Consider the following 24,329-nt stretch of genomic DNA (forward strand, 5'->3'; position numbering starts at 1 on the left):
TCGCTGGGACTAGCTCTTCAATCTGTCCATGCTGACTAAGGATAACCGTTCCACCCAGCAGCACATTGAACGGCTCTGGTCTCGGGGCATTCAATGCTGGACTGCAACTGCGGCGACCAAAAGGGAGCGCGGCCTGTTTTAGGCCCTAGGTCTGTTTTGCATTGCAGCAAGCATTCGTTTTCAGGGCTTGTTGCCTACGAATGCGCCATTCCTCTGTGCGCCGCAACCAACAGCAAAAGCTCCTTGGGTGCGGTGACCTCGCCAGGGTCTACGGACCTGATATTTGGAAGGTCAGTCGTTGTAGCCCAGTCTTCTCAGGGACTTAGTCCTCAGATGACGCCCCGAGTCCTGCTCGGTTTCCTCTACAACCTAGCGCCAGTACCCTCGTCCTTTCGTAACATGTGAGCAAGGTTGGCATTCATATTGCTGCGCACAACGGACAGGGCGTGGGCTGAGCAAAGGCGGAGTCGCCCACATCTGCTTCAGAGGACGACGACGACCATGACAGAGCCGACACCAACCAATCTGATCTACGGCTTGGAAGATGCTCCACCACCGCCTGCCAGTCTACTCGTGGCGGTTCAGCATATCCTGGCATCCGTCGTCGGTATCGTGACCCCAACACTGATCATTGGCGGCGTGTTGGGTTTGGGAGACCTGATCCCATACCTTATCGCGATGGCGTTTTTCGTTTCGGGCGTGTCGACCTTTATTCAGTGCAAGACGATTGGGCCGGTTGGCTCGGGCCTCTTGAGCCTTCAGGGCACGAGCTTTGCTTTCCTTGGCGCACTTCTGGCCGCTGGCTTTGCCGTCAAAGGCGCCGGCGGCACGCCAGAAGACATTCTCGCAATGCTCTTTGGCCTGTGCTTGGCCGGCTGCGTGGTTGAGATCATCCTGAGCCAATTTGTTGACAAACTGGGCAAGATCATCACCCCCACCGTCACTGGCATCGTCATCACCGTGATCGGGCTCAGCCTTGTGAAAGTTGGCTTCACCGATTTTGCAGGTGGCGTGGGTGCGGGCGAAAGTCTTGGACTGCCGATCAATCTCCTGCTCGGCTCGGTCGTTGTTGTGACCATCTTGGCATTCACGTTTTACGGCGGCCCCATGCTCCGAATTTCGGCGATCATGATTGGGCTGATAGTCGGCTTCGTTTTAGCCGCCATTCTCGGTCAGGTGGACTTTTCGAGCTTTGGCGACGGTCCCGTTTTCGCACTGCCAACGCCGTTGAGGTTTGGCCTCGACTTCGACCTGGTCTTATTCATCCCGATCGCTTTCATCTATCTGGTCACTGCGATCGAAACGTCAGGAGATCTCACCGCAAACTCCATCATCGCCGGGCAGCCGGTCGAGGGGCCGACGTACATGAAGCGTATCAAGGGCGGCATTTTGGGCGATGGGATCAATTCGGGGATCGCAGCACTATTCAACACCTTCCCCAACACCACCTTTTCGCAGAACAATGGTGTCATCCAAATGACGGGCGTCGCGAGCCGCCACGTTGGGCTCTACATCGCGGGCATTCTCGTTATTCTGGGTTTCCTTCCCATCATTGGATCTGCGTTCCTTCTCGTTCCCAAGCCTGTGTTGGGCGGGGCTACACTGGTGCTTTTTGGAACGATAGCGGTGGCTGGCATCCGGATACTGGCGACGCAAAAGATGGACCGGCGCAAAGTCTACATCATGGCGATATCGTTCGGCCTGGGCTTGGGCGTGACGCTTGTGCCCGATGCAACACAGCACATGCCCGATTTCCTCAAGCAGGTTGTTGCGACCCCGATCACCTTGGCAGGTCTCTCAGCCATTATCCTGTCGCTTGTCCTGCCGGAGGATAGAGAAGAACAGGCCGCTGAAAGCGCCAAAACCCAAGCGGTAGGGTGAGGCAAGTACAGCGCACTTCAATGAACTACCAAGGTGCACCTGGCATCGCAGCTATCGAACAGCCAGAGCGCTGGTTGCCTCTTCAAAAACACTGAGGTCGCCAGTCGAACGGGCAATCAGCATCGCACCTTCGAGTTGGGAGAGGATACGGGGGCCGTTTTGGGGTTCAACCTCATTTAGGGATCTGATCCCGAATTGAAGGAACCCTCGCGCTTCCTTGGCGACTTCGGGTGGCAAGCTGTCGCCCTCGGCGGCGAGGATACCGCATAGGCACATCAAGCCGTCCTCTTCAAAGGCCCTTTTGAACAGCAAGCGCCACGCCGCGACGCGGTCCATTCCTTCAGCCTCTGTCTCTTCCAGTGCCGCTGCAAAGCGTTCGCGGTAACGTTTCGCCACGGCTGCAGCTAAGTCTGGCTTCGTTGGGAAATGGTAGTGGACGCTGGCCGACTTTATGCCGACCTCGCTTGCGACCTCGCGAAACGAAAATCCGCTATAGCCGTGCGTCCGGATGAGCTTCTCCGCAACATCGAGGATCTTGTCACGCCTATCGGTCATTCGTGTCCATGATCGCTCTTACAGTATGCATCGCTAGGTTGAGGGGGCAGTTGGAATGATCAACGCGCACCGCCTCCCTCTTCATACCTCAATCACAGGCCCACTGCTTCGGCTGTTTTTAGGTGCTGGCGGGCGGCCTCCGCCGCCTCTAGAGCGCCTTCCAGATAGCCGCCGAATTGCGGAGCAACTTCGGTTCCTGCGAAGATCAATTTCTCGTCCCATAGTCCCATAAGTGCGGATGGCAGCCCGTAGTGAGGATGCGCATATTGGGGCGCCAAGTCGGCGTCGGTCGCAGTTAACGGATCAAACGCCCAGTCTTTGACGTACAGTGCTTTCGGTTCCGCAGCATCTGACCCAAACAGCCGTACCAGCTGAGCCTCGATTGCCAGGCGAAGCAGCTGCTCATCGCTGCGCGCCTTTGGCGGCACACCGATAAAGCCAAACAAAGCGAACGGCCCGCTCGAAGCTGGAGACGCATCATGGATCTCAACCATAGGGCCTCGTCGGCTCATGGCGTCCCCCGACAACCCAGCATCGCGCCAGAAAGGTGTATCGTAAACCGCAACGGCTTTGGCCTGACCTGCCATCCAGGTGCTCACCGATTGCATGGCTCGGATAGCTGCCGTTGGTAGTGCAGGTTCAAAGGTTAGCTGGGCTGCAATCCGCGGCGGCATTGCGAGCACAATCTGATCGGCCGTCTGAGTCGAACCGTCCACGAGCTTGGCCGTGCACCGGGCCCCGTCGCGCACGACAGCAGTGACGCGGGTATTCAAGCGCTTGCGTGCTGGGGGTACCTGATCCGCCAAAGCTTCCGTCAGCTTTGCCAGGCCACCTTCGAGACGCCACGAGCCCTGCATGGACGCGAAGCCAGCCCCACGCTGAACGTGTCCTTGCTCGTCCTCAAAGACTAAATCGCCCGTCGCGTACTGGTCAAATTTCTGCAATCCAAGCCGATCCAGCAGAGATGCGATACGCGGCTGACCAGGCCAAAACCAGGCGGGGCCCATGTCAAAATACCCAGCACCCAGTTGCTCGGTCATAATCCTCCCCCCGAAGCGGGCGCGCGCTTCGAGCAGCAGATAGTCTTGCCCCTCAGCTTCCAACTGCTCGGCTATGGCAAGACCGGATAACCCTCCACCGATGATCAGCGTCTTCATCGCTTAAAAACCCTCGGAGGCTGGGCGCAAATCCATCTCATGGGTCCAGGTGGACTGGGGTTGATGAGCGATCTGCCAATACACGTCTGCAATGTCTTCGGGACGCATCATCCTCGCTGGATCGAGGCTGTGAAGCTCACGCGAGCGCTGTGTATCGATGATCCCATCAAGGACTGTGTGGCAGACATGCACACCAGCCGGCTGGAACTCTCTCGCAAGCGACTGGGTCAGGCCGCGCAGAGCAAACTTTGCACTCGCAAAGGCTGAGAAGCGCGCACTACCTCTCAGCGAGGCCGTTGCACCAGAAACGATGAATGCGCCTCCCCCCGCGCGCACCATGGGTTGCAACGTTGATTGCGCTAGCAGAATAGCCGATTGGACCATCGATTGCCAGGTACGCTGATAGTCGCTCAGATGGGTATCCGAGAACGGTGCGATTACAAGCTCGGCGGTGTTATGAACGACGACTTTGGGGGCACCATGTTCGGCGGTCACTTTGCTCATCGCGTCAAGCGCTGCGGCGGGATCGGCCAAATCAACCGCATGAAACTCACCAACAGGATCATCCGGTTCGGTGCGACCGAGCCCAACTGCGGTGTAGCCACCTGCGTCGAAGCGTTTAAGGATTGCTTGACCAAGCCCAGCGCCGGCACCAGCGACGAGGATCAACGGTTGGGAGTTGGTCACAGCAACACCGGCGCTCGCGCGTGGACAAGATGCCCGCTCTTGACCCAGACCTTCGCGCCATCGAGACCTGACTTTGCGTTCATTGGCATCCCTGCTGGTAGGCGAAGCCAGCCGCCCGCTTCAAGCGTGTCGTCGCCCTCCGATAGGCTGCCATCGAGGACAAGAGCTTCGATCCCGCCTTCGTCCGCCAAAGCAAGCTCGGCGCCAGCAGCGAGTTGGTTGTACGTCACCCGTTCCTGTGGGTCTTCGTGCAGCAACGCTGTGGCGACGCCGTCCTTCGGTGCACCAAGTTCATTGGCCATATCTTTGCGAAACTGATTGCGGTCTGCCATGTCGAACTGCCAAAGCTTCACAAAGATGGTGCAACCGTCTTCGGAGCTTGGCGTATGCGCGGTCGCTGGCGGATTGCGCACGTAGGTGCCCGCAGGATAGTCACCATGCTCGTCCTGGAACACTCCCTGAAGGACGATGAACTCCTCGCCTCCACTGTGAGTGTGTTCCGAAAAGTGACTGCCGGCATCGTAGCGAACGATCGTCGTTGCCCGTGCGACCTCATCCCCAATCCTGTCCAACATACGACGGTGAACGCCGGGCATTGGCGAAGACAACCAGTCCATCTTCTCTGAGTGAATGACCACGCGGGCACCAAAATCTGCATTCAGTTCCATGGAAGCCTTTCAAAGTGTCATCGGCCCGAGTTGCGATAAAAGCGCCAAGCAGGCTCCAGCCGGACAAGATACTCATTTTCTATCTATCAATAGATAGACGTTTCATCAAGCGCTATCCGACCCAGCAAGACAGATCTCTGCCTCTCAGTCACCACAACCTAGTCAGGTAGCGGGTGGCCGCTGTGGCGCTGGTTGCAGCCTCTGCGCAATCCCGTAGTTGGCGAGCGCTGAGCGGTCCAGCACGTTGCGATTACCAAGACACTGGTCCGCCAAAGGCGACCGCCCGGCGCGTTCCGACAGCTCGTGAGAGCTCGATCAATACAAAGCGTTTATTGTCGAGGGTTATATTTTTCACAGTCGAATTTATTCAACAGATCCATTATAATTAACATTGATTTTTTATCTAGACTGAGAAGATAATCAGATTGATAGTACGGATTTGGGATCAATACTTATGGTGCGATTTACCTCTAGGGAAGAGGCAAAAGATCAGTCGGATTCCAAAGCGCTCAATACGCTTCGATCGATCGTTTCGGTGAGCATGCAGCGGTTGCCGCTCGTCGCAAAAATCCTCAAGTTCCTTTTTAAGCGAACACTGGGCGCGTACCGAAACGAGAAGACGATCAGGTGCATCCAACCCTTCTACAACATGGAAATCTACACTGACGGTCGAGCGCTCACTTGCATATCCACAATCATGAAGCAGCCGATTGGAAACATAAATCAGGCTGGGATCTTAGAGACCTTCAACTCAATCGAAGCCAAAGCTGTCCGCGCATCGATCTATGACGGAACGTACGATTACTGTTGCGAGACATGCCCGGTCTTTAACGAAGATCGTTTCCATCAGATCGACAGCGATTTCATAGACACATGGGAGTTTTTGAGGCCCGATCAGCGTCGCGCCATTCAATCGAAGTCACTTCATGTACCGCTGGGACCGTCTAAAATCGCGGACAATGTAAATGTCGCGTGTCCGATCGGGTGCGAGTTCTGTTTTTTGACAGTTGAAAAGATGAACAACGGCACAGCTGCCAAAATGACAAATTTCGTGACAAGTAACCTACGCAATTTGAAGCTGGTGCATTTCTGCGGAGGTGAACCCTTTCTCCAGAAAACCACGCGCCGGATATTGCGTGAGGCGTCTCAGGTCGACGACCCGCCGAAGTTCGAATTCGTCACCAGCCTCTCCTATCTCGATGACGATCTGCGTCAGCGCATCACCGCCTCGAAGCTTCATTATGTCAACGTCTCGGTCAACGCGGCGACCCGGATGACCTACCAGAAGACGATTGCTCGCGGAAACTGGGAGCGCCTTATCGAAAACCTTGACTTCATCGAAGGCGCGCGCGGCAGCGGGCAACTGATGATGTCGTTCGTCGTCACTCGCAGCAATTTCCATGAAATCGAGCAATTTGCGCATTTCTGTCAGAGGTGGTCCCCCGCCTCGATACATTACCACACACTGAAACCGGGAACCGAGAACTACGAAGACCTGCAACTGAACCGGGAACAGGCAAAATCCGTTCTCGATCAACTCAAGGCGCCGATCTTCACACAGCTTGGCCATAAAGCGCATGTGGTTGTGCTGCGGGACATGTGCCGCGCAATCGCCGGACAAGCTGCTGCCGCCTGAAAAAGGACGTAAGCTGGCCTTTCACGACCGGCGTTGATTTTGGTCAGCCTGCGGTACGCGGACCGCTTTGTCGGCATCTCGTAGGAGCCGGCACCGATCTGTCCAGATCGGTGTACGCATCGAAACACGGGCGTTGCGAAGCCGATCTCCTGCGTTGCCAACCGTAGTGGCGTGCCCCGGTAGCATTTACATAAAATGCCATCTGTTTCTCGCACCAGACCTCAAGGTTGAGCTGTTAGCGTCTTCGACATCGTAACAGTTTTCCAACGACGGACACCATGGCAAAGCGCCCTACCCTTGCAAAACCCTGTCTCGCATCGCTCGCACTGGCGGCCGCGATTGCCGTACCTTCAGGTGCCCACGCGAGCGGGGGACTGATTGCCGGATTTCAGGCGCTTGAAACGCAGTTTGCCGAGGTGGCTTCAACCCCGATCACGATCCAAATGACCCCCATTTCACGTGCAGCGCATGCAGAGCGCGCGCGCATGAACGTCAACACCGTGTTCGGCCAAACAAACTACCAGAAAAAGCACGTGGCGACGAAGCTCAAGGCGATTGCGCTGCATCAGCGTCACTGACCGGCGGGACTGCGGCCTTCGGCTCCGCCTTGTCCAAAGTCGGGTTACCCAGCCGTAGTGCAGATGTTTGAGGTGTTGTGTTCCGCGCCGTTGGGGTGGCGACGAACTGCTGGCGTTCTGCCCTCGGAACAGCCGCGCGTCTTGTCATGCGGTAGCCGGCGTAGGTTATGACACCGACATGGGCGACAAGCGTCACCATAAACAGGCCGGTCGGCCCACCTGAGTTCATCATGAAGCCGGCCAGCAGCGGACCGACCATCGATCCTGACCCAAATAGCAGAAGCAGCCCGCCAGACGTCCGGACATATGCCTCGGGCGGAGCATGGTCGTTGGCGTGCGCAATGGCCAATGGATACATTGTGAAAATCGCCATACCGAACATGATCGCAAACGCGATCTGCACGGTGATGGTCGGCGTGGATGAGAAGATAAACATGAGGTCGGCCACGATCGCCAACGTTCCCATCATGATCATCACGAGGCGGCGATCGATCTTATCGGATACAGCCCCGACCGGGATCTGAATGAGGGCCCCCGCCAGAACGGGAAGCGCCACGAACAGGGCGATAAGGCCAATGCTGAGGCCGATCTGGCTGGCGTACACCGCTGCTAGGGTGCCGAACGCGCTATTGGAGGCACCAATCAGGACAACAGATACGACCGCGACGGGCGAATTCTGCCACAGCTCCTTGATATTGAGCTTTGTTGCCACCAGCGGAGCCGGCGCACGCGATGAGGAAACCGCAGTTGGTATCAAGGCGAGCGCATAGACCATCGCCGCAAGCACAAAAAACAGATAGCCGCGCGTGTCGCCCAACGTCAGAACAAGCTGCCCAAGGGTCGACGCCGTCAGATTGACCATCTGGTAGACCCCGAAAACCTTCCCGCGCGACCCTTTGTCGACCCGTTCGTTGAGCCAGCTCTCAACAATCATAGCTGCGCCAGCGAAACAGAAGCCGGACAAGGCCCGCAAAGGCACCCAAGCGTACGGCGTCAGCAGCAGGAGCGAGGCCAGGACCGCAAGCGACGCGAGCGCGGCCATGACCGAAAACGACCTGATGTGGCCGACCCGCGCCACCAGATTGGAAACGACGATGCAACCAGTGACGAAACCTACGGCCCAACCAGTGCCCAACAAGCCAAGCGCAAAAGGCGAAAAGCCTTCCTGTTGGCCACGAACGGGCAACAACAGCGCGTTCATGCCTCCGGCGAAAAACAAGAAGCCAGAGCCAAGCAAAAGAGCGGCGATAGGAAGAATTTGACGGGTCATAACTCAAGGTTTTCGTGAAGGATTGGGACTGTTTGTGCGTCGGGCGCTTTGAAAGTGTCAAAAATAAAGCCCACTTGTACCATTGTATGCATGGCTGCCATGCATGAGCGGGCTCGACTACCCGGGACGTCAAAACATTTGCGGAGAGATCATGGACACCCTGACCACAACGACCACACCGCAGATTCCCAAGCTCGATATGCAGTATCGCACTTTGCCGGATGCGCTTCATGCGACTGTCGAACCCTACGGCGCGTCGTCGCCCAAACTGGTCGCCTACAATGGCGATCTCGGGCGTTCGTTGGGATTTGATATTTCGTTTGCGGACGAGCCCGCAGCGGCGGCGACCTTTTTCGCGGGCAACCACCGGCCCGCTCCACAACCGGCTCTCGCTATGGCCTATGCGGGCCATCAGTTCGGTGGATTTGTGCCCAGGCTGGGCGATGGCCGGGCTCATCTGCTTGGGGAAGCGGTGACGGAAAGCGGCGAACGCTTTGACATCCAACTCAAAGGCTCCGGGCAAACGCCCTTCTCGCGACAAGGCGATGGGCGTGCTGCTCTCGGTCCGGTGCTGCGCGAATATGTTGTCGCCGAGGCCATGGCGGCGCTTGGAATACCAACAAGCCGAGCTTTAGCTGCAGTCCTTACGGGCGATATGGTGCTTCGCGAAGGCGTTCAGCCGGGCGCGATCCTGACGCGGGTTGCCGCGAGCCATTTGCGGGTTGGCACTTTCGAGTATGCCGCACGCCTTTCCGATCCAAACGTGCTCGACGCACTGGTTCAATTCGCGCTCCAGCGCCATCCGGTTGAGACTGACGCCGATATCGTCCGCGACGGGAGGCCCGGCTTGACCCTGCTACAAGCCGTTATCGCCCGTCAGGCGAAACTCATCGCTCAATGGATGGGCGTCGGTTTCATTCACGGTGTCATGAACACCGACAACTGCACGATCTCTGGCGAGACCATCGATTATGGGCCATGCGCGTTTATGGATGGGTACAATCCGGCTCAGGTCTACAGCTCCATCGACCATATGGGCCGCTACGCATTTGCCAATCAGCCGGGCATTGCGCACTGGAACATGGCTGTACTTGCTCAAGCACTACTGCGGGCCATTGATCCGAACGAGGAAACGGCGGTGAGCCTTGCGCAGGAAGCGGTCAACCACTTCCCCGCGCAGTTTGAGGCGGCCTACCGAACCGTCATGCGGACAAAACTGGCACTGCCAGGCACGGACGACGGGGACGTACAGCTGATCGACGACCTGCTGGGGCTTATGGCGGAAAGTGAAGCTGATTTCACTGGAACTTTTCGCGCGTTGGGTGCGGCAATAGAAGACGGTGCACCACTCGTTCAGTTCCTGGGCGCAGATGCATCGAGCTGGTTGCAGCGCTGGCGCGATCGGCTGGGCAATATAGAAACTGCGGCGATCAGAGTGCAGCTTAACGCGGTCAATCCGGCGATTATGCCACGAAACCATCGGGTCGAAGCCATGATTGCGGCCGCCTATGACGGGGATTTTGAGCCTTTCAGCGCCATGGTCGAAGCGCTCAAGTCTCCTTACGCGGAACCAGCCAGTTCTGGACAGGCCGCCTTACTCGCCACACCGCCCGCCGCCGACGAAGTCGTTCACGCGACCTTTTGCGGAACCTGACACAAAGACAAACCGCTTCGATGCCGGCTTGCGTTGAGCTTTCCCGCTGGCGAAAAGATCATCACCGATGATAAGCGGACATCCAGTGCAGTTGGATGATGGTGATCATCAACGCGGGCATGCAGAGGTTGGGACAAGATGCGCGAAGCGGACGGCAGGCTTTCGATCGGTGATCGTGCCGACGGGGTTGAGGTCACCGGTTCGTTGACACTCACCGGTCTGGGTTCGGCGTATTCTGGGATCGACAGCACCAAAGGCGACCAACCCGTCTCGATAGTCCTGCTTCAGGAAAGTCCTCCAGAAACTGGAGTTCGAGGCGAACTTCCACTTCTCAACGTCGATCGGATCATTCGTTACGGCACGGGTCCGGCAGCCGTTTTCAAGGGCGATCTGCACGGCGTCACCGTTGATCACTGGATACGACAGGCGGCGCCTGCTCCACTTGGTGAGTTCGCGGCAGGCATGCTGCCAATCGTCGAAGCGCTGCAAACCATGCATCGTGGGGGTTCTGCCCATGGTTATCTCAACGCCCACCACATCATACTCTTGACCACTGGTGAGTGGCGGCTTCTTCCTCCGCTCAAAATTGCCGATGCAGATTGGCAGCACGCATTTCAAGGTGCTCAAGCGCCGGAAGCACTTGGCGGCGAGGAACCGGGTCCTGCCGCTGACGTCTTCAGCGTCGGTTGCCTTATCTACCGGGCGATCAGCGGCTGTGTCCCATCGCCCGCGGCAGAAAGGCTCGATGCCCAGGCACGCCACGATAATGACCCTCTGACGGCGCTCGGCAGCTCCGAAGCTTCGGACGGCGCACTACGATCGGTCACCGACCGCGCGCTACGGCTTCATCCCGCCGTGCGCCCTCAATCTCTGGCTGATTTTCGCGAGGCATTGGCCGCACTTGCGCAGGACGCTCCAAAACCGATGGAGCAAACTGTGAAACGCAGTGCATCCGTTCCACCACCCTTACCACAAGGCTCCGGCACTGCCTCGCAGCGCGGACCCTGGGGCGAGAAGGAGCGGGCATCACCCTCAGGCGCAGTGCCGCCAATCCGCAAACGTACCTCGACCATCGGCGCACAGCCAGCAGCTACGGCGAAGCCAAAGCGCTCGATGGGCAAAGCCACCGTTATCGGCTTCATCGTTGCGCTGGCAGTCGCCTGGGTCATCAGCACTGGAGGCTTGGGGCTCATTGATGATCAACCAGGCAATCTTACACCGCCTACTCCGCAACCTACGCAGGATCGTCAGATAGAGCAGGTACGGACACCGCCGGCCAATCAGCCGTCTAACACCTTGCCGAACGATCCACTCGACCCACCAACTGCACGCAAAGGCCCATCAAGCACGCAAAGGCCGGTTGAGGATGACGCCGTCGATCTGGACATTTCGGATGGCGTACTCGAGAGCCTGTGTTCGAGCACGATAACCTTCCAGCAGGCCCGCGACGATGGCCCAGCGGCCTTGCGTCGTTACATCGAGCGATGCACACCGGTAGACGGTGAATTCGTCGATGAAGCGTTCGAGGCGCTCGACAATTAATGGCCGGTCCACAGCGTTGCCTCTTTTGCGCACGAACGTCTGATCCACGTCTTGAGGAGCACACATGTCACGCATTGCCTATGTAAATGGCGAGTTCGTTCCGCTCGAAGAAGCCAAGATTTCGGTTCTCGATCGGGGTTTTCTGTTTGCGGACGGCGTTTACGAGGTGACGGCCGTCATCGACGGCAAGCTGGTCGACAACGCCCCACACCTCGCCCGGCTCGAGCGGTCGCTGTCGGAACTGGATATGGCGCATCCCCTACCACTTAACGAACTGACCGACCTGCAGCTGGAGCTTGCACGACGCAACGGGCTCAAGGAGGGCGGTATCTATCTGCAAATCACGCGCGGTGCGGCCGAACGCGATTTCAGCTTCCCCAAAGATGCCAAGCCGAGCCTTGTGATGTTCACGCAGGAGCGCGCGTTGGTAAACGATCCACGTGCAGAAAAAGGGATCAAGGTGATCACCACACCTGATTTGCGCTGGAAGCGGCGCGATATCAAATCGGTATCGCTGCTTGCGCAAACCATGGCGAAGGAAGAGGCCGTGCGGGCGGGTGCCGGGGAAGCAATCATGGTTGAAGAAGGCACCGTGACGGAGGGTTCTTCCTCCACCGCATGGATTGTCAAAGACGGAAAACTGATCACCCGCAACCTGTCAAATGCCGTCTTGCCCGGCGTGACGCGCCTGTCGGTGATGCAATTGTGCAACGAACTGGGATTATCGGTCGAGGAACGGACGTACGATGTCGATGAACTTTATCAGGCCGATGAAATGTTCATCACCGCAGCGACCACACTGGTTATGCCGGTTGTCGAGATCGACGACAGGGTGATGTCGAACGGTGCACCGGGGCCCATCGCAAGCCGGTTGCGCGATTTATATATCGAAACTGCTCGCCAAACAGCCACAGGCTGACCGTCCGTCCCAGACGCTCTTCAATCTGATGGCCACAATTCGCGCATCTTTTGCCCAAAGCTTACACTTGGAGATAGCAATTCCTGCGCTACCCTCCTGATTGTTAACCGCAATTGGAGGGTTCCCCATGTCGTTTCTTACGCCGCAGTCCCAGTCCAGCGAGTTCAATCAGCGTCCCCTTTCTCACCAGAACCATCGCGCTCACGCACTTGTGCGCTCAACACGCGACGCCCAGACGGTGGCTTTTGCCAAGCTGACGATGCTCATGCTTGCGGCTTTCGTCATGATGGCTCTCACTCTGGCGCTGTTTACGCATTCAGCGCGTGCAGACGAGGCGCCAGCTGCAACGGTCTCGAGTGACCTGGAAGAGCGCATGCATTCAATCATTGCGGCACAAATTGACGCGTTCCGCGCCGAGGATGCAGAGACGGCGTACTCTTACGCCTCTCCGGCAATCAAGCGCAGATTTTCCAACGCTCAGCGCTTCGCATCCATGGTTGAGCGCGGCTACCCCGCCGTCTACAGCGCTCAGAGCTATGAGTTCATCGAAAGCGCTCTAACCCCGCGGGGGCCGGCTCAGATGATTGAGATCGTCGCGCCCGACGGGCAGATTTGGGGCGGTATCTACACCTTCTCGGAAGATGATGAAGGCAGTCTTTCGATTTCCGGCGTTTATCTGCGCCGGCAAAACGCTCAGCAGATCTAGACCTCGCACCAGCTCTAGGCGGCCCGCGGTTCGATATCACCGCGGGCCCACCCATCCTTGCAGGCCACGCGATAAGCGTCGAACTGTCCGCGCTCAATCGCATTGCGAGCGCCGGCCATCAGCTTCTGATAGTATGTAATGTTGTTCCAGCTGAGCAGCATTCCAGCCAGCGGCTCACCCGTTCGCACCAGATGATGCAAGTAAGCGCGTGAATAGTCGCGCGCGGCGGGACAATCACTTTCCTCATCAAGCGGTCTGGGATCGTCCGCATGACGTGCGTTCTTGAGATTGATCTTGCCGAAGCGCGTATACGCCGTTGCATGGCGTCCCGCGCGGGTTGGCATCACGCAGTCGAACATGTCGATGCCACGGCCAACTGCTTCGATCAGGTCATCGGGTGTCCCGACACCCATCAGGTAACGCGGCTTACCTTCAGGCAGTGCCGGACAAGTCTCATCAAGGACATGCAGCATCTCCTCTTGCGGCTCACCCACAGCGAGCCCGCCTACCGAGTAACCCCAGAAGTCGATATCGGTTAGGAGCTCTGCCGAGCGCAAACGCAGTTCGATATCTGTACCGCCCTGCACGATCCCATACAGACCTTGGCCCTTCTGCGGGCCTCCCTGATCTTGGAACGCTCTTTTTGATCGCTCTGCCCAACGCGCGGAAAGCTCCATGGCACGGATAACCTCATTCCGCTCAGCAGGCAGCGCGATGCATTCGTCCAGCTGCATCTGGATATCGGAGCCCAACAGTGCCTGGATCTCGATCGATCGCTCAGGCGTAAGCGTGTGGGCGCTGCCATCGACATGAGATTTGAAGACGACCCCGGTCTCATCAAGCTTCCGAAGGGCGCCCAGCGACATGATCTGAAAGCCGCCGGAATCGGTTAGAATGGTGTGCGGCCAACCCATGAAACGGTGCAGACCACCAAGCCGCGCAACACGCTCCGCAGTCGGTCGCAGCATCAGGTGATAGACATTGCCCAAAACGACATCGGCGCCCGCATGCCGAACCTGGTCGAGGTACATGGCTTTGACGGTCCCTGCGGTCCCGACGGGCATGAATGCCGGCGTTTGGACATCGCCATGCGGCGTTGTGATCAGTCCACGCCGCGCCCGACCGTCTGCGGCCCGCAGGTTGTAGGCAAAAGCGCCGCTCACGGTGTGGCTCCCGCTTTCCAAAGAAGTGATGCGTCGCCATAGGAGTAGAAACGGTAGCCCCGTTCAATCGCATGGGTGTACGCCGCCTTCATACGGTCGAGGCCGGCAAGAGCCGAGACAAGCATGAACAGGGTCGACTTGGGCAAGTGGAAATTTGTCATCAAACCGTCGATCGCACGGAAGGTATGGCCTGGGGTGATGAAGATATCAGTCTTGGATTGAAGTGGCTTAATAAGACCGTCCGCCGAAACCGCGCTTTCCAGTATACGCAAACTGGTCGTGCCCACCGCAATGATCCGGCCACCGGCCGCTCTGGTCGCGTTGATACGGTCTGCAACCGAAGCGGTAATCTCGCCCCATTCGGCGTGCATATCGTGCTGATCGGTGGTTTCAGCCTTGACGGGTAGAAATGTTCCCATACCGACATGGAGCGTCACAAATGCTCGCTCGACGCCGCGCGCATCAAGGGCGGCGAACAGAGCATCGGTGAAATGCAGCCCTGCCGTTGGAGCGGCAACTGAACCGCGAAACTTGGCATATATCGTCTGATAGTCAGATAGGTCGGCATCGTCCGTTTGTCTTTTAGCCGCAATGTAGGGCGGCAAGGGAGGCTGACCGACGAGGGCTAAGCGCTCTGCAAAGTCTGCTGAAGGAACATCAAACGTGCAGGAGATCAGACCGTTCTCGTCCTTTCCCGTCACCGTCGCCGCAAGTTCCATGGAGACGTCCGGATTCTGAGAACGGAAGATAAGCCTGTCGCCGCGCTTTAACCGCTTGCCGGGCTTCGCCAGCGCCTTCCAGACTGGTCCAGCTTGTTGGTTGCCCCCTGAGACTTCTTCGACAAGGGTCACCGAACAGGCCAGCGGTTCAGCCCCTTCCCGGTAACGATGTCCAGAAAGCTGTGTCGGGATGACCTGCGTCTCATTCAGGACGAGAAGGTCGCCCGGGCGCAACAACTGCGGCAGGTCTCGAACTATATGATCGGAGAAGACACCATCGGGCGCAACCTGCAAAAGCCGCGCCCCATCGCGCGGCTTAACCGGCCGTAACGCGATGCGGTCTTCAGGTAAGACGAAGTCAAACGCATCAACGCGCATAGTCGCCTATTTGCGTTCGCCTAAACCAAGCGTGCTTTGTTGATCTGGTCCGGATTACGGACCGGTTCCCCACGTGCGAACTGATCAACGGTCTCCATACCCTCGGTAACCTCGCCCCAAACGGTGTACTGACCATCAAGAAAGCGAGCATCGTCAAAGCAGATGAAAAACTGCGAATTGGCGCTGTCCGGGTTAGCCGAACGGGCCATCGAGCAGATGCCGCGTACATGCGGTTCGCTGGAGAACTCCTGTTTGAGGTCTGGCAGCTTCGAGCCGCCCATTCCCGTGCCGGTCGGGTCGCCGCCCTGCGCCATAAATCCGTCGATGACGCGATGGAAGACGACGCCATCATAGAAACCTTCGCTGACCAGCGTTTTGATCCGCTCGACATGGTTGGGAGCCAGGTCAGGCCGCAACTTGATGGTCACATCACCCTTTGATGTTTCCAGGACGAGCGTATTGGTATCGGCCATTGTGGGCCCTTTCGTTGCTTTGAAATTGTTTGGGATCAGCTGCTGAGATCGGCCAGAATGCGCGCACGGACGATCGCATCGGGATCGTCGACCATCCCGTTACGGGCCGGGCTGCCTTTCTTGATCGCATCGACATTTTCCATCCCCGCCACGACGCGGCCGAACACCGTGTAGGCGCCGGTCAAGCTCGGCGCGGGGGCGAACATGATGAAGAACTGGGAGTTTGCGCTGTTGGGGTCGTTGGTACGGGCCATGCCCACAATCCCGCGCTCATAGTCAATGTCAGAGAATTCCGCCTGAAGGTCCGGGTAAGAGGAACCGCCGCGGCCGGTGCCGGTCGGATCGCCCGTTTGCGCCATGAACCCGTCGATCACTCGGTGAAACACCACACCATCGTAGAAGCCCTCCCCCGCAAGCTGCTTCATGCGGGCAACGTGGTCTGGTGCGACATCGGGAAGAAGCTCGATGAAAATCGCTCCGCCATCAACTTCAATCACCATCACATTTTCCGCGTCCAGCGCTTCGACGTCCGCAGGCACATCGACCGCGAGGGCGGACGTGATGAGTGCGAAGGACGCAACGACGAACAGCGCGGTGGTCGAGAGCGATGCGGCGACAACACGCCGAAAATTGATATCTGCGGGCATGAGGTTTGACTTCCTTTTCGTAGGATCGCGATTTGGAGGCAGCGTGCCGCGGCGTAGGCGGCGCTACGATGGCGATTTTGTGGTCGCGAGCGCTTGTGCGACCGCTTGTGGCACAAAGGGGGAAATGTCTCCACCCATCTGAGCGATCTGCCGAACGAGGGTGGCCGTTATATGCCGGTTAGCAGGCCGCGCCGGCACAAAGATGGTTTCCAACTCAGGCTCCATCGCCGCATTCATGCCTGTCATTTGCATCTCATAATCGAAGTCAGCGCCATCGCGCAGGCCCCGCAAAAGAATGTTTGCGCCCATCTCCCTCGCCGTTTTAACGAGCAGCCCGGAGAAGCCAACAGCGCGCACCGTGGCCGGGCGTTCTGTGCCTTGGGGAAGCTCACGCGCGATCCGTTCAATCAGGGCGCACCTCACCTCGACTGGCAGTGTCGGCGTTTTGTTTGGGTTTTGACCGACACCAACAATCAACTCATCACAAACTGTTAGACCAGCGCGGATCACATCGAGATGGCCGTTGGTGATGGGATCGAACGATCCGGGGAAGAACCCGCGTCGAACCATGCTTGTCGCCTCGCAGTTGGTAACAGTTGGTGGCCCCGCACGTCGTGTCGGTCACAACGCTAGCCGGGCGCCCTTCCCTATCAAGGCGGTCTGCAAATCAGCAAGCACGCATTTCGTGATTCCTGTCACAGGCAGTCATCGGGCGTTCAGGCACGGTGTGGGCATAAAGACGGCGAACGTAACGCCGCTTAGAAAACAGATGGAGCATTCCCATGATGAACCTGACCAAGACAATGGCATTGACCTCGCTGGCCATCATCGCTGCCGTTTTCAGCGGATTCTGGCTCGCTTCAACCGCACCAGCCAACACCGGCAACGCGCCCTTTGAACCTACCCGCAGCGTTGAAAGCCGCCTGGGTGCTGCAGAACTCGATCTCTGCCAGGGCCAAGCCTGGCCGCACTTCACTGATGGCTGCGCCCGCTGGATTGCTGCCACCAACAACGCCGAAGGCTTCGACCGGAGTATCTCGATCGCGGTCACCGACGTCGAGCATGGCTTCACGGTGGTCCAGAAGGCCCAGCCGATAGATGTGGCGAGCCGCTAATCGGAACGCGAGGCGGAGAAATCGCGTCCGTCGCAGCGACTATTAGACTTCACCCCGGTGGATACCTCCCCCACCAAACCTCAACACTCTCTCGGTCAGACGAGAGAGTGTTTTTTGTTTGTTCACAGCAGCTTACATGACCCATCGCATGTGGCCAGACATTGCCCACAGGGCTCACTCGTCTTCACCCTCTGAATCAGCTTCAGGGGCATCGCCGTCTTCGGGTTCAGGTTCAGGTTCAGATATGCGCTCAACGGACACGACCTTGTCCGCGTCTGAAACGTTGAAAATTGTAACGCCCTGTGTCGCTCGGCCCGCTACGCGAATACCATCAACCGGGACCCGGATAAGCTGGCCAGATTCTGCCACGATCATGATCTGGTCGGTGTTCTCCACGGGGAAACTTGCAATGATCGGCCCATTGCGCGGGGTGACGGCCATCGCCGTGATGCCTTTGCCTCCCCGACCTGAAACGCGGTATTCATAGCTCGACGAACGCTTACCGTATCCATTTTCGGACATGGCCAGAATAAACTGCTCAGCGGCCGACATTTCCACATAGCGCGCTTCGTCGATGCTGCCCTCGTCCTCTGCACCTTCCTCGTCGATGACCACATCCTCGACTTCGCCTTCGAGAAGGCGACGCCGCTTGATGTAAGCCGTCCGCTCGGCAGGCGTCGCATCGAACCCGCGCAGGATCGACATCGCGATGACCTCGTCGCCGTCGCCAAGATTGATACCGCGGACGCCCGTGCTGTCGCGTGACTGGAACACGCGAAGATCAGTAACGCGGAAGCGGATCGCCTGCCCCTTCGCCGTTGTCAGCAGCAAATCATCCTGCTCGGTGCACAGATCGACCGCAAGAATGCTCATGCCATCGTCGAGCTTCATGGCGATCTTGCCGTTGCGGTTGATACGCTGGAAGTCAGACAGTTTGTTGCGTCGGACCGACCCCACGTTCGTGCAGAACACAACGTCGAGATTACCCCACGTGTCTTCGTCCTCCGGTAGCGGTAGAATGGAGGTGATCCGCTCGCCTTGCGACAACGGTAGAATATTTACCAGTGCCTTGCCGCGCGCTTGAGGAGCCGATAGCGGCAGACGCCAAACCTTCTCGCGATACACCTGCCCCGAGGACGAGAAAAACAGTACGGGTGTGTGCGTCGAGGCAACGAAGATGCGCGTAACGAAGTCTTCATCGCGCGTGGACATGCCCGAACGCCCCTTCCCGCCCCTGCGTTGTGCACGATAGGTCGAGAGCGGAACGCGCTTGATGTAGCCGGCATGGCTGACGGTGACGACCATATCCTCGCGTTGGATCAGGTCTTCGTCTTCGAAGTCAGCATCGCTTTCTGTGATTTCCGTGCGCCGCTCATTGGCAAACAGTTCGCGAACTTCGGCCAATTCATCCTTGATGATCTGACGAATGCGCGCGCGCGACGCCAGAATGTCGAGATAGTCGCGAATCTCATCGGCGATCTTGTGCAACTCGTCGGCAATCTCGTCGCGCCCAAGCGCCGTCAGCCGCTGCAGCCTCAAATCGAGAATGGCCCGCGCCTGGGTTTCCGACAGTGTGTAGGTGCCATCATCAAGGACCTTGTGGCGCGGGTCGGCAATCAACTCAACAAGCGGCGCAACGTCACCAGCCGGCCAGTTACGGGCCATCAGTTCGGCCCTCGCCGAAGCTGGATCAGGTGCCGAGCGGATGACCTTGATCACCTCATCAATGTTGGCGACTGCGATCGCCAGGCCAACCAAAACGTGGGCCCGGTCGCGCGCCTTGCCCAGCAGAAACTTTGTGCGGCGCGTGACGACAGTCTCGCGGAAGGCGATGAATGCCGACAGCATGTCCAGAAGCGTCATCTGTTCCGGCCGCCCGCTGTTGAGCGCCACCATGTTGCAGCCAAACGTCGATTGCAGCGGCGAGAAACGGTATAGCTGATTGAGCACCACGTCCGGGACAGCGTCGCGCTTAAGTTCAATAACGACGCGGATGCCGTCTCGGTCAGACTCATCGCGAATATCGCCGATCCCCTCCACGCGCTTCTCGCGCACCAAGTCGGCGATTTTCTCAATCATCGAAGACTTGTTGACCTGGTAGGGAATCTCGGAAATCACCAGCGCCTCGCGCTCCTTGCGGATCTCCTCGACTTCGACACGGCCGCGCATAATGACCGAGCCCCGACCTGTCGAGTAGGCTTGCCGGATACCTGTGCGACCGAGGATAAGCCCTCCGGTTGGAAAGTCGGGGCCCGGCAAGATCTCCATGAGCTGCTCAAGCTCTGTCTCCGGGTCATCTATCAGAGCGACCGTTGCGTCGATCACCTCGCCCAGATTGTGCGGTGGGATGTTCGTCGCCATGCCGACCGCGATACCGCCGGCACCATTGGTCAGCAGGTTCGGAAAGCGCGCAGGAAGCGCCGTCGGCTCGCTTTCGGTGTTATCGTAATTGTCCTGAAAATCGACCGTGTCCTTGTCGAGATCTTCGGTCAGGAAGTGCGCTGGGCGCGCCATGCGCACCTCAGTGTAGCGCATCGCAGCCGGGGGATCGCCGTCGACCGAGCCAAAGTTACCTTGCCCATCGAGTAGCTGCAGACGCATGGAGAAATCCTGCGCCATGCGCACCAGTGCATCGTAGATCGATTGGTCGCCATGCGGGTGGTACTTACCGATGACGTCGCCGACAACGCGCGCAGACTTGCGGTAGCCCTTGTTCCAATCATAGCCCGATTCATGCATCGAGTAGAGAATGCGCCGATGCACAGGCTTCAGGCCGTCGCGCACGTCCGGTAGCGCACGGCTGACGATCACGCTCATCGCGTAATCAAGGTAGGATTTTCGCATTTCTCCGGAGATGGAGACCGAACGAATATCACCGCTGCCGCCCGACGGCGGCACTTGGTTTTCTGAGTCGTCTGACAAGGCGAATCTCTTTGTATTTGCGTCGCTTCTGACTAGCCGATTCAGCGCCCGCACACAAAAAATAGCGCCCCCGACGAGCGCTTTATCAACCGCTTAGAAAAGCAGGGCCTTGCGGAGTTGGAGATCGGCTGTCAGGGAGCCTTCATGCTCCTTGATTTCGTCTCCAATGCGGCAGTCACCCTCCTCGTCACGATTGATCCGATCGGGCTTGCACCCTTGTTCGTGACGCTGACGCAAGGGATGGACCGGGCCGCGCGTCTCGAGGTGGCGATCCGGGCTTGCATCGTCGCCTTTTGTATCCTGCTGGTGTTTGGCATCAGCGGCCAAAGCCTGCTTGATGCGCTGGGCATCACGCTGCCAGCTTTCCGGATCGCCGGCGGCGTCCTGTTGTTCTGGCTGGCGTTTGAGATGGTGTTCGAAAAACGCTCCGAGCGGCGCGATACGACTACATCGCGCGCCATGGACAAGGATCATATCAAGAATGTTGCGGTGTTCCCGCTGGCGATCCCGCTCATGGCAGGCCCTGGCGCTATCGCGGCGATGGTCCTGCTCTCCCACGAGGCACAAGAGACCGCAAGCTGGACCGGGACGGGTGCTCTGGTCGGCGTGTTGCTCGCCATCATCTTGATGTGCCTGACGGTCTTTCTGTTAGCCGGACGGATCGAAAAGCTTCTGGGCAATACCGGACGGATTATCCTGACGCGACTGCTCGGCGTGATCCTATCTGCGCTGGCGGTCCAGTTCATCGCCGATGGGGTCACCGAACTGGTGGTGGCGGCCAGTTAGCCCGTTGTATACGGGCGAGCCGGCGGGTCTTGTAGCGCCGACCGCGGTTCCTGTCGCTCGTCGACCAGTGGTGCGGTCCCTTCCGCCGGTGACGAGGCAAATTCTGCCCGCAGCTCGCTCGCCCATTTCTTGAACGGGTAGAAATAGATAGCGACCGGATCGTCGTGCTTGATCTCATCGATTCCAAGCTCGTGTGGGCACCGATGGGGGTTATGATACGTCCCGAACAGGACGTCCCAAATCGGCATCATATTCGCGAGGTTCTTCCCGAAAACCGATGGCTCGTTGGCGTGGTGCCAGCGATGAAAGCGCGGTGATGCCAGCAGATATTTGAACGGCCCGTGCTCCCAATCCAGGTCAGCGTGCACATAAGCATTGTGCAACAGATAGATAATGCCGCCGCCTGCGATCGCTTCTTTCGGGATACCGAGCCACGATGCGCCCAAGACGTACGAGATGATCATCACGTACGTCTCGAGGAAGTGCACGCGATAGGTCGTCAGACCGGTCATCTCTTCTTCGGAATGGTGCGCGGCATGCACCGGCCAAAGCCAGCGCATATGCATCCATCGATGCGTCCAATAGTCGATGAAGTCTTTGACCACGAGCGCTGCGAGGAACGTCAGAACGATTGGCACATCGTCCCAAAATGCGGGGTCGATGGTGGGCAAGCTGATAACGCTGTAAAGCTTGCTGATATCGAACAGAAACACCGTAATGGCGATCCCGGTGCAGACATTCATCGAGTACAGGATGATAGTCGCGGCGGAACCGGAGAAGAATTTTTTGGAGAATGTCTGCTTGAAGCCCTTGCGAAGCGCAGTAATGACCAGCAGCAAAAGGCTGAAGCCCAGAATAATGAACAGGCCTTTGTCGCCGACGGATTGGGCGATGGTCAGGACAGCATCAAGCATACCCACCTACTCTACAAACAAAGCTTGTGATGCCCATCATCTAGCGGCTTGGGATTACAAAGGCCTTAAGTCGATACCTGAAACTCGGTTGCTTTTTCGCTAGCGGCCGCTTTGGTGCGGGCCCTCAAGCACTTCACTGCGAAAATGCGGCAGTCGGCAGCCATTCGAGATGCAGGCAACATTCCACTGCGCTCAGAGGGTTTTGGCGGCATATTCCCGGGTAAGCGACAGGCTTACCAACCACACAAAGCGCGAATATCCGGTCCGTCCTGGGGCTGGATTTATCGGCCTGACGATACGGAACCGCTGTTACCTGTCACGCGGCGGACCTTTCCGTACAGACGATGCCATAGACGGTTCGGGTAGGGCTTCACCGCTTTTGCAGAGCCGCGGCGCGAGCGATCGCGGGAGGAAAAGTGCAGAGGATTGCTCTAGAAGCGACCGGCCAATGGGTGGTCGTCCGCATGCTGCACCAGGTCCCAAAGATTGCCGTACAGGTCTTTGAAAACTGCGACCCGGCCGTAATCGAAGTCGGTCGGCGGGCGCGTAAACTCGACACCAGCATCGAGATACCGTTTGTAGTCGCGTTCGAAGTCATCGGTTTTGAGAAATAGGAAAACACGGCCCCCAGCCTGATCGCCTATGAAGCGTTCCTGCTCCGGCTTGGATGCACGGGCCAAGAGGATCGTCGAGCCTGAGGAATTGGGCGGTGCCACGACGACCCAACGCTTGTCTTGTGCCGGTTGGTAGGTGTCTTCGAGCAGATCGAAGCCGAGTTTGCCGACATAGAAGTCAAGCGCTTCGTCATAGTCTCGGACGACCAAAGCCACATGTAACAGTGATTGGCGTGTCACCCTAGGCACCGTCCGGCTCGGTTAACGTGCACGGACCTGCGCAATGATTTCTTCGGTCGGCAGGTCCCGCAAGGGAAGCAGGTAGATGCCCCGTTTGTTGTCCGCCAATGCTGCTGGATCACCATCGACGATATCTGATGCCCGGGCCACGAACTCACCAATCGGTTGCGGTGGAAACTGGCCAGCGCCAAAGGTGCGTAGGATGACGTTTTCGCCCGTCTCATCGACGCGCCATCGCCCGGTCACAACCGTGGTGCTTTCGACCTGATAGTAGGTTCCGTCAGGCGCATAATAGACAATGCGGAGTGACGTGCTGCGATAGAGCGCTGTCTTGTCGTTGATACTATCGCACTGCCCGGCGACTGACGCTTCGCAGGAGGCGACACCAAATTTTGTGCCCCAAAAGAAAGCATTTGCCGAGGCGGGCAGCAGAGCGGCTGCGCCGATACCCAGTCCAACAACCCGCTTGAGCCAATCAGACATTTCACCAATCCCGATCTAGAATGTCTCTGGCGCTTAAACGGGCATACAAAATCGACGACATAACGACCAACCTTGCATGCATTGGCAAAGCTGTCTCGCCAGGCGCCTAGAATGGGATATCGTCGTCCAGGTCAGAACCAATGGCCGGTGCTGGTCCGCGATCTTGCGGCATTGACGCGCCTCCACTGCCATATCCCATCTGACCACCAGATGCCCCCTGACCGTCATTGCGGCCGTCAAGCATCGTCAGTTCGCCGCGATACTTCTGCAGCACAACTTCGGTCGAGTAGCGATCCTGACCGTTCTGGTCCTGCCACTTGCGCGTCTGCAGTGCGCCTTCGATGTAAATCTTTGAACCCTTGCGCAGATATTGCTCAGCCACCTTGGCCAGGTTCTCATTGAAGATCACCACGCGGTGCCATTCGGTCTTCTCACGGCGCTCGCCAGACTGGCGATCGCGCCACGTTTCGGACGTCGCCAAAGATAGGTTGACCAGCTTGTCGCCCGACTGCAACGAGCGCACATCAGGGTCCGCACCCAGATTGCCCACCAAAATGACCTTGTTAACGCTACCTGCCATGGTGCTCTCCTTGCTGGTGCCATCCAATCCGATGGGCGCCGC

Annotated in this window: 24 protein-coding genes; 9 read left to right on the forward strand and 15 right to left on the reverse strand. The window is 58.1% G+C overall.

The genetic code is table 11. The features are described 5' to 3' along the window. Positions 1-501: 501 nt before the first annotated feature. Positions 502-1,881 carry a nucleobase:cation symporter-2 family protein gene (locus tag AAF739_06390; GenBank protein ID MEM6382286.1) on the forward strand — a complete coding sequence of 460 codons (1,380 nt, stop codon included), beginning with the start codon at positions 502-504 and terminating at the stop codon, positions 1,879-1,881. A gap of 51 nt (positions 1,882-1,932) precedes the next feature. Here AAF739_06390 and AAF739_06395 read toward each other — a convergent pair whose 3' ends face one another. From AAF739_06395 to AAF739_06410, 4 genes are all read right to left on the reverse strand, one after another. Beyond that, on the reverse strand, positions 1,933-2,436 hold the full coding sequence (locus AAF739_06395) for a TetR/AcrR family transcriptional regulator (GenBank protein ID MEM6382287.1): 504 nt from the start codon (positions 2,434-2,436) through the stop codon (positions 1,933-1,935). A gap of 92 nt (positions 2,437-2,528) precedes the next feature. Beyond that, positions 2,529-3,593 (reverse strand): NAD(P)/FAD-dependent oxidoreductase, encoded by a 1,065-nt coding sequence (locus AAF739_06400; protein ID MEM6382288.1) that lies wholly within the window; start codon positions 3,591-3,593, stop codon positions 2,529-2,531. Positions 3,594-3,596: 3 nt separating this feature from the next. Then, entirely contained in the window at positions 3,597-4,280 is a 684-nt protein-coding gene (locus tag AAF739_06405) for an SDR family NAD(P)-dependent oxidoreductase (protein ID MEM6382289.1), read from the reverse strand. Beyond that, on the reverse strand, positions 4,277-4,948 hold the full coding sequence (locus AAF739_06410; protein ID MEM6382290.1) for a cupin domain-containing protein: 672 nt from the start codon (positions 4,946-4,948) through the stop codon (positions 4,277-4,279). The genes AAF739_06405 and AAF739_06410 overlap by 4 nt, the downstream gene beginning before the upstream one ends. Positions 4,949-5,831: 883 nt before the next feature. Between AAF739_06410 and AAF739_06415 the strand changes: the two genes are divergently transcribed. Next, positions 5,832-6,584: a radical SAM protein gene (locus AAF739_06415; protein MEM6382291.1), complete on the forward strand. Its 753-nt coding sequence runs from the start codon at positions 5,832-5,834 to the stop codon at positions 6,582-6,584. Positions 6,585-6,862: 278 nt separating this feature from the next. Beyond that, entirely contained in the window at positions 6,863-7,162 is a 300-nt protein-coding gene (locus AAF739_06420; GenBank protein ID MEM6382292.1) for a hypothetical protein, read from the forward strand. On the opposite strand, the gene AAF739_06425 is transcribed toward AAF739_06420, so the two are convergent. Continuing rightward, a complete protein-coding gene (locus tag AAF739_06425; protein MEM6382293.1) occupies positions 7,131-8,432 on the reverse strand; it encodes an MFS transporter in 1,302 nt (433 codons plus the stop codon). The two genes, AAF739_06420 and AAF739_06425, sit on opposite strands and share 32 nt — an antisense overlap. Before the next feature lie 103 nt (positions 8,433-8,535). Here AAF739_06425 and AAF739_06430 point away from each other — a divergent pair, with 103 nt between their 5' ends. From AAF739_06430 to AAF739_06445, 4 genes are all read left to right on the forward strand, one after another. Further along, positions 8,536-10,086: a YdiU family protein gene (locus tag AAF739_06430; GenBank protein ID MEM6382294.1), complete on the forward strand. Its 1,551-nt coding sequence runs from the start codon at positions 8,536-8,538 to the stop codon at positions 10,084-10,086. Between the two features lie 138 nt (positions 10,087-10,224). Beyond that, positions 10,225-11,628 carry a hypothetical protein gene (locus tag AAF739_06435; protein ID MEM6382295.1) on the forward strand — a complete coding sequence of 468 codons (1,404 nt, stop codon included), beginning with the start codon at positions 10,225-10,227 and terminating at the stop codon, positions 11,626-11,628. A gap of 64 nt (positions 11,629-11,692) precedes the next feature. Then, positions 11,693-12,547, forward strand: a complete 855-nt coding sequence (locus AAF739_06440; protein MEM6382296.1) for a D-amino-acid transaminase — start codon at positions 11,693-11,695, stop codon at positions 12,545-12,547. A gap of 127 nt (positions 12,548-12,674) precedes the next feature. Next, a complete protein-coding gene (locus AAF739_06445) occupies positions 12,675-13,253 on the forward strand; it encodes a DUF4864 domain-containing protein (protein MEM6382297.1) in 579 nt (192 codons plus the stop codon). Positions 13,254-13,267: 14 nt separating this feature from the next. Here the strand turns inward: AAF739_06445 and tgt are convergent, their stop codons facing one another. The 5 genes from tgt to coaD form a co-directional block, all read right to left on the reverse strand. Beyond that, positions 13,268-14,416 carry a tRNA guanosine(34) transglycosylase Tgt gene (gene tgt, locus AAF739_06450; GenBank protein ID MEM6382298.1) on the reverse strand — a complete coding sequence of 383 codons (1,149 nt, stop codon included), beginning with the start codon at positions 14,414-14,416 and terminating at the stop codon, positions 13,268-13,270. Next, positions 14,413-15,513 carry a tRNA preQ1(34) S-adenosylmethionine ribosyltransferase-isomerase QueA gene (queA, locus tag AAF739_06455; protein MEM6382299.1) on the reverse strand — a complete coding sequence of 367 codons (1,101 nt, stop codon included), beginning with the start codon at positions 15,511-15,513 and terminating at the stop codon, positions 14,413-14,415. The genes tgt and queA overlap by 4 nt, the downstream gene beginning before the upstream one ends. A gap of 20 nt (positions 15,514-15,533) precedes the next feature. Beyond that, positions 15,534-15,986 (reverse strand): peptidylprolyl isomerase, encoded by a 453-nt coding sequence (locus AAF739_06460; GenBank protein MEM6382300.1) that lies wholly within the window; start codon positions 15,984-15,986, stop codon positions 15,534-15,536. Between the two features lie 35 nt (positions 15,987-16,021). Further along, positions 16,022-16,633, reverse strand: coding sequence for a peptidylprolyl isomerase (locus AAF739_06465; GenBank protein MEM6382301.1), 612 nt, complete (start codon positions 16,631-16,633; stop codon positions 16,022-16,024). A gap of 63 nt (positions 16,634-16,696) precedes the next feature. Beyond that, complete coding sequence (gene coaD / locus AAF739_06470) at positions 16,697-17,203, reverse strand: pantetheine-phosphate adenylyltransferase (protein ID MEM6382302.1); 507 nt, start codon at positions 17,201-17,203, stop codon at positions 16,697-16,699. 212 nt (positions 17,204-17,415) lie between these two features. Between coaD and AAF739_06475 the strand changes: the two genes are divergently transcribed. Further along, positions 17,416-17,748 carry a hypothetical protein gene (locus tag AAF739_06475; protein MEM6382303.1) on the forward strand — a complete coding sequence of 111 codons (333 nt, stop codon included), beginning with the start codon at positions 17,416-17,418 and terminating at the stop codon, positions 17,746-17,748. A gap of 174 nt (positions 17,749-17,922) precedes the next feature. Here the strand turns inward: AAF739_06475 and gyrA are convergent, their stop codons facing one another. Continuing rightward, positions 17,923-20,670, reverse strand: coding sequence for a DNA gyrase subunit A (gene gyrA, locus AAF739_06480; protein ID MEM6382304.1), 2,748 nt, complete (start codon positions 20,668-20,670; stop codon positions 17,923-17,925). A gap of 144 nt (positions 20,671-20,814) precedes the next feature. Here gyrA and AAF739_06485 point away from each other — a divergent pair, with 144 nt between their 5' ends. After that, complete coding sequence (locus AAF739_06485) at positions 20,815-21,456, forward strand: MarC family protein (protein ID MEM6382305.1); 642 nt, start codon at positions 20,815-20,817, stop codon at positions 21,454-21,456. Here AAF739_06485 and AAF739_06490 read toward each other — a convergent pair. From AAF739_06490 to ssb, 4 genes are all read right to left on the reverse strand, one after another. Then, positions 21,453-22,370, reverse strand: a complete 918-nt coding sequence (locus AAF739_06490; protein MEM6382306.1) for a sterol desaturase family protein — start codon at positions 22,368-22,370, stop codon at positions 21,453-21,455. The genes AAF739_06485 and AAF739_06490 overlap by 4 nt on opposite strands. Positions 22,371-22,801: 431 nt before the next feature. Next, complete coding sequence (locus AAF739_06495) at positions 22,802-23,224, reverse strand: VOC family protein (protein ID MEM6382307.1); 423 nt, start codon at positions 23,222-23,224, stop codon at positions 22,802-22,804. A 21-nt stretch (positions 23,225-23,245) separates the two neighbouring features. Further along, positions 23,246-23,707: a hypothetical protein gene (locus AAF739_06500; protein MEM6382308.1), complete on the reverse strand. Its 462-nt coding sequence runs from the start codon at positions 23,705-23,707 to the stop codon at positions 23,246-23,248. Positions 23,708-23,813: 106 nt separating this feature from the next. Then, entirely contained in the window at positions 23,814-24,287 is a 474-nt protein-coding gene (ssb, locus tag AAF739_06505; GenBank protein MEM6382309.1) for a single-stranded DNA-binding protein, read from the reverse strand. Between the last annotated feature and the right edge of the window lie 42 nt (positions 24,288-24,329).

It is taken from the genome of Pseudomonadota bacterium (assembly GCA_039024915.1).
GTDB lineage: Bacteria > Pseudomonadota > Alphaproteobacteria > Rhizobiales > MH13 > MH13.